We start from the raw sequence: 12447 nt of genomic DNA, 5'->3' as shown, positions 1-12447 counted from the left end.
GGCTGTTATGGGAAATTGCTTCAAAAACGGAAAATCCCGTTTACATATAATAAGGGTTGCTTTGATGAGTAGATTGGCCTTGCTGATGCATAGGTTGACCATATACTCCCGCGGATGACGACTTCTGCTGAATGAACTGTTGGCATTCCTGTTGGGTCTTGCGAGCTTCTTGAATCTGTTTGTCCAAATCGATGCGCAGCGCTTTAGTCGGAGCGGAGTACATATTATTCTGGCTCATTAGATGATACAAATCACCTTGCAGACGCAATGTATCATTCGTAAGGTCGGTGAACATCTGACGCACAGACGGACAATTGGATTCTGTCGTCGCTGTTGTGTACTCGCGCACTGTACGTTTCATATCAGCAAGAATGGTATAGAGCAAATCCTCTTCGGGCATAAATGACATATTGTTTTGTGAATACATTCTGTCAAACCTCCTTTATTAGTTAGTCCAAATTACTGCTGCGGCTGCATTGGAGCAAGCTGCTGATGCTGTTGAAGAGCATTAGAAAGCAGATTCAAGTGGTGCTCATGAGTTCTTGCCAGTTGCAAACAGGCTTGTTGGATGGCTGGATGCTGAATAGACGCCGCTGTGGCCGCACATTGTTTGAGTAGTAGTTCTTCATTGGAAATGGAGTCCACGATGTACTCCAGCTCTTTGCCTGACAAGGGTTGCATGTTCGTAGATTGCATAATCTCTGTGCCTCCTTAAATGTTTTGTTGCACGCTGGTTATCTTGTCCCTTTGGCGAAATACTATGTACGCATAAGAGATACTACATATTACCTATGAGGAGTGCTATTTTATATGGAGTTGATAATCGGGAAAACATATTGGCCTAATACCTTGGAGCAGACGCTTGATTTTCCGCCTTTGGCAGAGGATTTAAATTGTGATGTATTGATTATCGGGGGAGGGATGAGCGGATCCATTTGCTCCAGGTTATTGGGAGAACAACAGGTAGACACCGTGGTTATTGACAAGCGCAAGCTGGTACACGGAAGCTCTTTGGCCAATACAGGACTGCTGCAATATAGCAATGACAAGACCTTAACCTCTTGCATCCACACGTTTGGTGAAACGAACGGCGTACTGTTTTACCGCATGTGCAAAGATGCTCTGGATCAGTTAGAAAAGCTGTCCACCACACTGGATACAGACCCTACCTTTATTCGGCGCAGCAGCCTGTACTATGCAAGTACGTGGGAGGATGTATTGATGCTTCAGGAAGAGTACGAACAGCTAACCCGGTTTGGATTTCCAGTGGAGTTCTGGGATGAGCAACAAGTTGCTGCCCGATTTCCTTTTCGAAAACCAGCGGCGTTGTACACACATGAAGATGCTGAAGTGAATCCATTTTGTTTTGCCCAGGGGCTGCTGCAATCTGCCAACCGTCTTGGTGTTCGCTTATATGAGCATACGGAAGCCAAGCATTTTGATTTCAACGATAATGAGGTCGTTTGTCATACCAGCGGTGGAATGATCCGAGCAAAAAAAGTTGTTTTTGCAACAGGTTATGAAACACAAGAGATTAAAGCCGATCGCGGAGCCGTTCTAGAGAGCTCTTATGCTATCGTCACCAATCCAATCGAAGATGCTCCCTTATGGCATGAGCAGTGTCTGATCTGGGAAACTGCTCGTCCTTATCTATATATGCGCTCCACACCGGAGGGACGGATCATTATTGGTGGTTTGGATGAACCTATATTGGACGCCAGCCAGCGTGAAATCAGGCTCTTACATCAACAGCAAAAGCTGCTACAATCGCTAAAGGAATTTTTTCCCGGTGTCCCATTTCAAATCGACTATGCTTGGGCAGCTGTATTTGGTTCCTCTCATGACGGCTTGCCGTATATTGGTCCACATCCGCGTTTTCCAAATTGCTACTTTTTGGAGGGTTACGGAGGGAATGGAGCAGTCACGAGTATGATGGCAGCACAGCTATTGGCTGATGAACTGACGGGCATACACCGACCTGAAATGGAGCTTTATTCTCTGACTCGTTCTACCAAACCCTCGCCCGAAACAACGGAACCGATGATTTAATTGGGATATAACAAAACCTCCTTTTCCTATATAAATGGATTTGGAGGTCATTTGTATGGAAATTCCAATTATTCGGTTTGCTTGTGCCAGCGTCGTGCATGGGAATCGGACTTGCATTGCTTCGTTTTTTGTTCCATTTTCAGCACACTTCGCATAAAGAGCCATCCAATCACTGGCATCAATGCCAGTCCAATCAACAGCCAGATCATCGCCGTAGGAGCCTTGCTGATACTTAGGACGCCCAAGAAAATGAGTGTCCCCGTCAACCGACCTATCATTAAGCATAGTTCGCGCAGTACAACCAGTTCCACTCTCTGATTAGCGTCTCCTTCACTCGTACCCATTAGATCAAAGCTCGCAGAGATCATAGGAATTAAATACAAGGGCATGAATAAAGCGGTGCCAATCCCCATAATCAGCAGCGTGCTATACTCCATACGCCACAATAGCGGTAAAAGCGCGATCACCAACAGCACGGCACCCAACAACATACCAGCCGAGCGATAGTGTGGCTTGAGCCATTTTCCGACAGCCCAAAAGCTGAAAAATGAAACCCCCGATGTAATAAGTGAAAACTGTGCTAGCTTCCATTCCTGTTGAGTAACTACATACACAAGCAGCGTAATCAGGAAAGCAAACACACCTTCACGAATGCCCTGCGTAACAAGCGATAACGACAACGGACGCCACATACTTCCTTTTTGTGACAATCGCTGCTTAGGCTCTTTCCAATTGTAATTTCCTGTCGGTTTACGCTTGCGAAGAAAGAAACTTAGCACCACTCCTACGACATAAAAGGCCAAGGAAATACTGAATATCACACGATAACCCGCGTCATCCTCCATACGCGCAATAATCCAACCAGAGAGCCAAGGACCCACTATACCGGAAAATGAGCCCAGCAGGCCCACCCATCCGTTAAAATGATCACGACTTGCCTGATCCGTGACTTCGAAAAAAATGACATTAAACGCCAGCCAAAATAAACCTAACGCTGCACCCAACAACATTCCGAGCGGCCATATGTAGTTTACAGCCTGCGGTCCCGTATACAACACGATTAGATAGAATAGGCCGGACAATGCGGTTCCCACGCGCAGGGCATTCATTTTGTTATGTTCCTTGACCCACTTTCCAGCTACCCAGACCATAATTCCCAGCGCAATTTGTTGACTGACATTAAACCATCCGATCATCGCGTAATCCTGCCTGCTTTTCCACAAATACACATTAAGAAATGTGCCGGACAATGCTGCTGCAAACACAAACAATCCATTCAAGCTTAATAGCAGAATGGATTGTCCGTTCAGGTTTGATTTCAATGCAGTTCCCCCTAACGGAAAGATCACCAATCAGCTTATTACGAGTCAGCTTGTTCAAAGATTTCTTTGATTTAACATGCCCGTATTGAGCTTGGACCTATCCGGGGAATCGCTATTTAAATATTGGAAATACCGCTGAGCTTCTCCAGCATTCGCAGTCGGTCATTCTCTGACAAAGTCTGCTGAACATGGAAGCAGCTAGGACACACATAAACATTCAAGACGAACGGCAAATCCAGAACAGGCTTACCGAGCACTGGAGATATCGATGGTTCGAAGCCTTCTCTGGTTACGGTTTGCGAACCCGCATGCAGCATGTACTCTCCGCATTGGGAACATTCAAGAACCTCATCTTGCCTGTCGAGTAATTGTTCAGCCCCTTGTTCATAAGCCATAAGATCCGCACCGCTTTCTTCGAATTTTTGTAAAGTATGCAGCACAGGCAGCTTATGAAGCTCATTATCCTGCAATAACGGTGCATCAGCTGGCTTTTCAGATACGACTTCATCCTCTGCCTCGTATAAAATATCCTGCTCGTCATCATCGCCAAGCTGAATACTCAATGTACGATAACCCTTTAGGTCTTCTTTTTCATGAGCATGGAGCGCCGGGGTTACAGAAACCGCATGATCATGTGTCGCATCTTCATGCCCATCCGTATGTCTGTGAACAGATGGAGAAACAGACTCAGACTCCTCTTCATCATCTGTTATGTCTGAGTATCCTTTCAGATCATTATGGCAATAAGGACACTCTTCTTCAGGCCCTAATTCTTCATCCCAAATAATTTCCATGTTACACCATGGACAAATAGTCATTTCCAAGCTTTATCATCCTTCCGTTCCAAAGCGTATACCAAGCTCTAGTATACAGGATGTGTCAAGTTACACTCGCACCAATCACATAAGATAACGATATTGAAATAATCATGGAGAACAAGCCGACCGCACGGTTATCCTCTTTAATCTCTTGATCGATAGAAAATACCGGTGTCAGAAATTCAAAAAGGAAGTATGCCGCAAGTAGCAGTAAAAAACCAACGAATGACCAGATCATCGTATCATACACGCTGGATTTTGCCTCCATCGCAAAGCGGAGCACGTTGCAAATACCGAACATTTTCCCACCCGTTGCCATGGCTACCGAAACATTGCCTCGCTTGATCTCTTCCCAGCATTTATAACGGGTTACCAGCTCAAAGCAGGACAAAAATACAATTAACTCCAGCACCGCCACGGAGAAATAACCCAACATCATCCCCAACGGATGTGATAGCAATTCATCAATCGCCATCTTCACCTCGTCCCTCCCGTTCTACCAAGCGTTCTCGGTCAGCAGCCCATATCTATTCCAATTCAGCAACCGTTACACCCGTGCCGCCTTCATTGTAGTTACCGATACGGTAGCTTTTCACATGCTTATGCTTGCGCAGGTACTCCTGAATACCGGTTCTCAGGACCCCCGTACCTTTGCCGTGAATAATGTATACCTGTCCCAGATTGGCCAAAAACGCTTCATCCATGAAGCGGTCCACTTCCATCAGCGCTTCCTCCACGTTTGCCCCCCGAAGGTCAAGTTCACTTCGCACATTATCATCCCGTGTCCGCTTAACGCCAGTCACTGGCTTTTGGACCCTTGGAGCCGTCGTTTGGGCAGGTTGCAGCAGCTCCAGATCATCCAGACTGACCTTCATTTTCATGATGCCCAGTTGAACGATAGCTTCCTTGCTGCCAGTCAGTTCAACCACATGGCCTTTTTTATTCAGACTGTGAACGGATACTTCATCGCCAGCCATGATGGAACGAGTACGCGTAGTGATTGAACGTTTGGCTGTACTTTTCTTGCGTTGCTTCGGTTCAGCTTCATCCAGTTCTTTACGAGCTGCAATCAGCTTGTGCTCCTTAACCGAGGCTCCCTCTTCCTGAGCCAATCTGCGCAAATCAGTAATAATTTTTTCTGCTTCACTACGAGCCTTATCCACGAGAACTCTTGCTTCGTCTTCGGCCTTTTCCAACATACGGTCCCGTTGTGACTCCAGCTTATCCAGCTCGGTCTGATGACGGGTACGCAATGCTTCCATTTCCTTACGCAGCTGCTCTGCTTTTTCCCGTTCTTGCTCAGCGGTCAAACGGTTCTGCTCCAGTGATGCAATCATGTGCTCGACGCGCTGATCTTCTTCCGTTACCTCGCCACGGGCATAATCTAATATCCGCCCTGGTAATCCCAATCGCTCGGCAATGGCAAAAGCGTTACTTCGCCCAGGTACACCAACCAGAAGACGGTAAGTCGGGCTTAATGTAGCGACATCAAACTCCATACTTGCATTAATAATTCCTTTGCGCTCATAGGCATACGCCTTCAATTCACTATAGTGAGTCGTCGCCACCATACGGCAACCCAGAGCATGTATATGCTCCAAAATAGACACAGCCAGAGCCGAACCTTCTGCCGGATCCGTTCCTGCCCCCACCTCGTCAAGCAATACAAGACTTTTGGGTGTCATATTTTTCAAAATGCTAATAATATTGGTCATGTGACTGGAAAATGTACTCAAGTTCTGCTCAATGCTCTGCTCGTCACCAATATCGGCATAGATTGCATCAAATACGCATAGCTGGCTTTCATCCTCAACAGGCACAAACAGTCCAGACATCGCCATCAAACTTAGCAGACCTATTGTTTTGAGGGTAACGGTTTTCCCCCCTGTGTTCGGTCCGGTAACGATAATGGAGGTGTACGAATTACCCAGTTCCACATCTATGGGAACGACCTGTTCCAACGGAATTAGAGGATGTCTACCCTTTTTCAGCTTCAAGTACCCACGATCATTCATTAAGGGCAGCGTTGCCTTCATTTCACGAGCGAGACGCGCTTTCGCAAAAATAAAATCAAGATTGCCCAAAATATCCACATCATACAGCAACATATCCGCTTGTTCTGCGACAAGTGCGGTCAGCTTTTGTAAAATGACTTCAATTTCACGCTCTTCTCTCAGCCTGGTTTCCCTCAGCTTGTTGTTCATGGCCACGATGGATTCAGGCTCGATAAACAATGTTGCGCCAGACCCGGATTGATCATGCACAATTCCGCCAAAATAAGAACGGTATTCGGCCTTGACCGGGATGACAAACCGATCTCCACGAATCGTAATCAACTGATCCTGAAGCATTTTGGACACAGTTGAGGAGCGAATCATGGAATCCAGCTTCTCACGAATACGCACTTCACCGGAGCGCAGCTCCCGGCGAATTTGTGAAAGCTCTGTACTGGCAGAATCCAGCACTTCTGCATTTTCGTCAATACAGCCTTTAATGGAGTTTTCCAAACTTCTTTGTTCCGAAAGCTGCTCACTCCAATACAGCAAAGTTTCAACAGGATTTTCCTCATGCAAACTTGTTACATATACCTGTATACGGCGTGCAGCTTGAACCGTTGTCCGAATACCAAGCAACTCCTGCGGACTTAACGTTCCCCCAATACGGGCACGCTTCACCGCCGGAGTGATATCCACTACTCCGTTAAATGAAGGTACTCCTTTTAGTCGATCAGCAGCATAGGCCTCGTCCGTACCTTTCAGCAATTTCTTGATATGCTCCAAATCATCGCTGGGCTGTAATCGAAGGGCTGTCTGTTGTCCCGTTGCCGTTTGGGCATAGTGACTTAGTTTATTTAGAATTTTTTGATATTCAAGGGTTTTGAAAATTTTAGAGTCCAACTTCACTGCTCCTTTCACTTATATCTATATTATACCGAAAGCAGCAAACTTACGCTATTTGCCAACTATGCTTTACACATAAGAAAGCTCTTCATGCCACACACTAACCTTTGTCTAACCCTGTTAATTCAAAAAAACAAAGGAGGTTATTCCGTGAGCATTCTTGGGCACATTGTACGTTTCATCGTTGCCGCTCTGGTTTTGATGGTCGTAAGCTGGATCGTTCCCGGATTTAGTGTAGGCGGCTTTTGGAGCGCGCTGATCCTTGCCATTGTCATTGCCTTGATTGGCTACATCGTTGAGGCAGTGTTTGGTCGACGCGTTTCTCCATTTGGACGCGGTATTGTCGGTTTTCTAGTGAGCGCTCTGGTTATCTGGGTCGCTCAATATGTCGTGGCCAATGTTAGTGTTTCTATTTTGGGCGCATTGCTCGCTGCATTGGTTATCGGGATTATCGATTTGTTCATTCCGGTATCGACACCATTTGAAGCCGGGCGTAAGGAAGGGAAATAATTTCAGCGGACACTTCCAGCATAGCTGTCCCGAAGCAGATTCGTCTGCCAAAGGACAGCTTTTTGTCACTTACACTTCTTAGCGATCCATAAACAAACAATCCCCGGCCCATGAGCAGCCGGGGATTGCCTTACAATTATAATCCGTATCTACTGATCCTGTTCGATAAGTTCAATCCATTCATTATACTCGGTTTGAAGCTTGGTGTATTCTTCCTTTAATTGACGTAATTCAGTCGAGATCTTCTCTGCATTTTCTCGGTCTACATCCTGTTGTACTTGTAATAAACGAAGCTGATGAGCTGCCATTTCATATTTTTGACCCACTTCGTCTAATTCAGACTGCAAGGCCATCCGTTCCTGCTCTATGGACTGCTGTTCTGCCTTTGCGGTGTTGGCAGCTTCAACTGCAGAACGAATCTCTTCCTGAAGTTGTTCCTTTTGTTCAATCGTTACCGCTATCTCCCGTTCCCAAGAAGCAAATTCTTCCTTACGGGCAGCATCTTCAGCTTCCAGACGTTCCGCTTCATCCTTCAACTGATCATATTTCAGCTGCCACTCCATAGATGCCTTCTCAGCACGTTCCAGTTTACTTTGCCGATCATGATTTTCCTGCTGGAGTTGCTTAATATGTTGCTCCAGCTGTCCAGCTCGGCTCTTCATGCTTCCATATTGCTCCTGAAGCGATTGATACGCCTTCGCGCCCTCTTGCTCTCGGACTTTGGCCTTCTCAAGCTCGTCCTGAACGCGAATCAGCTCAGGCGATAGCTCCTTGATCTTCGCTTCAAGTTGAATTAGACGTTGCTGCTGTGAAGCATATTTATCATTAGCAGCTTCAACCTCAGTCACAGTCTGCTGTAGTTGTTGCTCTATTGCTTCCTTCTGTTCACGCGCTTCCAGCAAGGAAAGCTCCAACTCGTCGGCTGCCAATTGACGTTCTTCTGCAAGCTTCTTCCATGACTTCTCACTTTCAGCGAGCGTAGCCAGCTCGCTTTGCAGCTTGCGAGAAGATACATGAGCTTGCTCCAGCAGCTTCTGCATCCGGCGCTGCTCTTCCTCCAGCTTAGCCGCCTGCTGCTGCGTAGCCTTGGCTTCATCCATCAATTGATCATATCTGCTTTGCAGTTCTTCACGCGCAAGTGTATCTGCCTGCTCCCGCTCTGTTGCCGCCTGTTGCTGTGCTTGCAGCTCAGCCTCCAGCACGAACTGTTGTTGCTCCAATGCTGCAGCTTGTTCTTGAGCCTCCTTCAAACGAGAAGAAAGCTCTGCACTACCTGCCTGTACTTGTTCTAATTGCTCCTGAAGCTCCTCCATCCGAATCTCCTGCTCCAGTGCAGCTTCCTCGGCACGTTTCTGTGCTTCCTCATGCTGGAGGTTTTGCTCATTTAGAGCCAATTCAGCCTGTTTACGTTCCTGCTCCAGCTGTTCTTTCAGCCCAGAGCACTTGATCTGCCATTCGCTTATCTTCTGGCTATGCTCTTGCTGCAAAGCAGATCGCAGCTTGTCTAGCTCAGCGCGATTTCGCTCCTGATGAGCCTTTTCCGCAGCGGAAAGTTTAGCTTCAGCTTGTTTAGCCGCTTCAGCTATTTCCCTCTTCAACTGCTCTTCTGTCTGCCGGACACGCGCATTCGCAGCCTCTTGCTGCTCTTTCAGCTTACGAGAAGCTTCTTGGCGAGATTCTTCCAATTCACGCTTAGCTTGTTTTTGTGCATTTTCAAGTTCAACCGCTTTTTTCTCCTGCTGTTCAAGCTTTGTCCTTAGTTCGGCAATTTCCTTGGCTGACGCAGATTCAGTCTCCACCAGCTTCTTCTGCGTCGTTTCTTTTTCTTCCCTCAATTGAACAAGGGCTTGATGCATATCTGTATTTTTCTGCTGTTGTTCCCCTAGAGCCGTCTGGAGTTGGGCCAGATCTCCCCGGAGCTCCGCCCGTTCCGCTGCCAAGCGGTTCATATGGCTCTGGATCTCCTGAATTTGTACAGCTTCTTCAGCCATATGAACCGCAGCCAGCACGGCAATTCGGGGCATATCCAGACGCGAATGAGCTTGAGAAATGCTGTGCATACGTTCATCTACGTAATTGGCAACCTGCTTCATGTAATCACTATTACTGCCGACAAGTTTATAAGAAGTACCGTAGATCTCTACAGTGACGCGAGTACGATCTGGTGTAGTCACAATTATGCCCTCCTTCAATACTACTGTATGTTGATTCTAAGGTGTGTCCGGTACTAGGGTAACCCGCCTTCCGTGAAGCGTTCAACCTTATTAGTCCGGCTTCCCCGCAGCGGGTGAATATCAGAGTAGAGAGCTTCTATGATAATAGGCCAAAAAGCCGTATCGAACCTCTGTCACTAAGATTCGATACGGCTTCCCGCATTTCCTGCTACTTTCTCAATTCCGCTCCAAAAGTTTGTTCCAGAGACGTAACGACAGGAGAATGCGCCGCATTGATCTCTTCATCCGTCAACGTATGCTCCCAATGACGATAGGTCAGGGAAATAGCCACGCTCTTCTTGTCTTCACCAAGCTTGCTGCCTGTAAATACATCAAACACCCGTGCATCCTGCAACAGTTCTCCGCCTGCAGCGTGAATAACACGAAGCAGTTCACCTGCCTCAACGTCTTTATTCACCACGAGGGCAATGTCACGTTCCACGGATGGGAAGCGAGCCAGCTCTCTGAACTGAATATGGGAGTTTGCATGCTCAACAAGCTGTTGCAACGCAATTTCAGCTACATACGTATCGTTCAGTCCATAGGACTGTTGCAGTTCAGGATGGATCTGTCCAACCGTACCGATCCGTTGGGAGCTTCCGTTCACATCCAGCCATACTGAAGCGGAACGTCCTGGATGGTAGCTTTGCGGCTGGTCAGCCACATAACGAATGCTGGCACTTAGTCCGAAATAGTCAAACACCGTTTCAAGCGCACCTTTAATATCAAAGAAATCAACCTTTTCGGCACCGATGTTCCATTGTTTTTCACGACGTACCCCAGTCAGCAGCAGACTCAGCACTTGAATTTCCTGCGGCTGGCGAGTTAAGGTTTGTTCTTCTGTGTAAAATACAGTTCCCATCTCAAAAATCGCTAGGTTATCTTGCTTGCGATTCATGTTGTACACCGCTGTATCCAGCATCTGCGGAATGATACTTGTACGCAACACACTACGATCTTCACTCATAGGCATAGCCAAACGTACCGGATGGCTGCCTTCTGTTAGAGCGTTAAACAAAGCCGTGCTTTGCGGATGTACAAAAGAGTAACTGATCGTCTCCTGCCAGCCACCATGAGCCAGCAATCTACGCAAGGAGCGACGCAGAGATTGCGATGCCGTCAAAGCTCCTGGAGTTGTTGGACCTTCAATCGGCGTGGTTGGGATATTATCGTAACCATACAAACGTGCTACTTCTTCGATTAAGTCCACATCAATGGTAATATCTCCACGGCGTGTAGGTACTTCAACTTCCAGCACCCCTGGCTCTGTGTCGCCGCATCCGAAATGAAGTCTACCAAAAATCGTCTTCACCTCAAGCAGTGACAGTTCGGTTCCCAAATATCGATTTATTTTATCTAGCGACAGCTTGATAATATGATTTTCAGCTTTTGCGGAAGCAGACTCTACAATACCCTGGTGTACAGTGCCCCCTGCATAACGCTGGATCAGCGCAGCTGCACGATTCACAGCAGGTATAACAGCACCTGGATCAACCTCTTTTTCAAAACGCAGGCTTGCTTCCGAACGCAGTCCAAGTTGACGGGATGTTTTGCGAACTGTTCCCCCGTCAAACTTCGCAGATTCCAACGCAATGCTAACCGTTGCATCCGTAACCTCAGAGTTGGCTCCGCCCATTACGCCTGCTAATGCAATTGGCTTCACGCCGTCCGTAATCAGCAGCATATGCGGTTCCAGCTTACGTTCCTGATCGTCAAGTGTAATCAAAGTTTCGCCTGTACGAGCAAGCCGAACCTCAATATTTCCATTTTCCAGCTTATCCGCATCAAAAGCATGCAACGGCTGGCCGTATTCCAGCATAACGTAGTTCGTAATATCTACGATATTGTTAATCGGACGAACACCTGCCGCCATCAGACGATTTTGAATCCATAACGGGGAAGGCCCCACTTTTACACCTGTGATATAACGTGCTGCATAGTGCGTACACAGTTCAGGAGTATCTACCTTTACGGACAGATGATCTGCCGCTGCATCGCTAATTTCCACCAGATCCTTAGCGGGGTCAGCCAGCGAAATGTCACGTCCTAGAATGGCACTCACTTCATAAGCGGCTCCATGCATGCTCAGGCAATCCGAACGGTTGGGTGTCAAATCAAAATCCAGCACCTGGTCATCCAGGGCAAGCAGCTTCGTAATTGGCGTACCAATTTCAGCATCTTCTGGCAGCACCAAAATGCCTTCCTGCAATTCTTTTGGCAATAGCTTATCATTCATGCCCAGTTCTTTGGCCGAGCAGATCATGCCCATGGACACAACACCACGCAGCTTGGCCTTTTTAATATGAAAATCTCCTGGCAGCTTGGCACCTACAACTGCAACAGGAACCTTTTGACCTGCATCCACATTCTTGGCACCACACACAATTTGCAAGTCTTCTCCCTGACCCGCATCGACAATACACACATTCAGCTTATCCGCATCTGGGTGCTTTTCTTTGCTTTTGACATAGCCTACAACGACGCCAGTAATTCCTTGGTTACGATGTTCGACTTCATCAATTTCAATGCCCGAACGGGTGATTTTTTCTGCTAGCTCCTCCGCACTCACTTGATCCAGTGATACATACTCGGACAGCCAATCGAATGATACTTTCATATGGGTTCACTTCCCTTG

Annotated in this window: 10 protein-coding genes; 2 read left to right on the top strand and 8 right to left on the bottom strand. The window is 47.1% G+C overall.

Annotated elements, in window-relative coordinates:
* Positions 1-40: 40 nt before the first annotated feature.
* Positions 41-427: a spore coat protein gene (locus EGM68_RS07645; RefSeq protein WP_013370104.1), complete on the bottom strand. Its 387-nt coding sequence runs from the start codon at positions 425-427 to the stop codon at positions 41-43.
* A gap of 32 nt (positions 428-459) precedes the next feature.
* Positions 460-696: a hypothetical protein gene (locus tag EGM68_RS07640; protein ID WP_013370103.1), complete on the bottom strand. Its 237-nt coding sequence runs from the start codon at positions 694-696 to the stop codon at positions 460-462.
* 114 nt (positions 697-810) lie between these two features.
* Between EGM68_RS07640 and EGM68_RS07635 the strand changes: the two genes are divergently transcribed.
* Positions 811-2049: an NAD(P)/FAD-dependent oxidoreductase gene (locus EGM68_RS07635; RefSeq protein ID WP_013370102.1), complete on the top strand. Its 1239-nt coding sequence runs from the start codon at positions 811-813 to the stop codon at positions 2047-2049.
* Between the two features lie 68 nt (positions 2050-2117).
* Here the strand turns inward: EGM68_RS07635 and EGM68_RS07630 are convergent, their stop codons facing one another.
* The 4 genes from EGM68_RS07630 to EGM68_RS07615 form a co-directional block, all read right to left on the bottom strand.
* A complete protein-coding gene (locus EGM68_RS07630; RefSeq protein WP_013370101.1) occupies positions 2118-3371 on the bottom strand; it encodes an MFS transporter in 1254 nt (417 codons plus the stop codon).
* Between the two features lie 116 nt (positions 3372-3487).
* Positions 3488-4195 carry a hypothetical protein gene (locus EGM68_RS07625; protein WP_013370100.1) on the bottom strand — a complete coding sequence of 236 codons (708 nt, stop codon included), beginning with the start codon at positions 4193-4195 and terminating at the stop codon, positions 3488-3490.
* 55 nt (positions 4196-4250) lie between these two features.
* Positions 4251-4664 (bottom strand): DUF350 domain-containing protein, encoded by a 414-nt coding sequence (locus EGM68_RS07620; RefSeq protein ID WP_014599569.1) that lies wholly within the window; start codon positions 4662-4664, stop codon positions 4251-4253.
* A 52-nt stretch (positions 4665-4716) separates the two neighbouring features.
* Positions 4717-7086, bottom strand: a complete 2370-nt coding sequence (locus tag EGM68_RS07615) for an endonuclease MutS2 (RefSeq protein WP_014599568.1) — start codon at positions 7084-7086, stop codon at positions 4717-4719.
* 153 nt (positions 7087-7239) lie between these two features.
* On the opposite strand from EGM68_RS07615, the gene EGM68_RS07610 reads away from it, so the two are divergent.
* Complete coding sequence (locus EGM68_RS07610) at positions 7240-7599, top strand: phage holin family protein (RefSeq protein WP_013370097.1); 360 nt, start codon at positions 7240-7242, stop codon at positions 7597-7599.
* Between the two features lie 149 nt (positions 7600-7748).
* Here EGM68_RS07610 and EGM68_RS07605 read toward each other — a convergent pair whose 3' ends face one another.
* On the bottom strand, positions 7749-9773 hold the full coding sequence (locus EGM68_RS07605; protein ID WP_129548945.1) for a DNA repair protein: 2025 nt from the start codon (positions 9771-9773) through the stop codon (positions 7749-7751).
* A 208-nt stretch (positions 9774-9981) separates the two neighbouring features.
* Positions 9982-12429 (bottom strand): phenylalanine--tRNA ligase subunit beta, encoded by a 2448-nt coding sequence (gene pheT / locus EGM68_RS07600; protein WP_040101796.1) that lies wholly within the window; start codon positions 12427-12429, stop codon positions 9982-9984.
* Positions 12430-12447: the final 18 nt, after the last annotated feature.

Origin of the sequence: Paenibacillus sp. M-152, assembly GCF_003856555.1 — a bacterium.
In the GTDB taxonomy this organism is placed as follows: Bacteria; Bacillota; Bacilli; order Paenibacillales; family Paenibacillaceae; genus Paenibacillus; species Paenibacillus polymyxa_C.
This window is presented reverse-complemented; position numbering and strand designations above follow the sequence as displayed.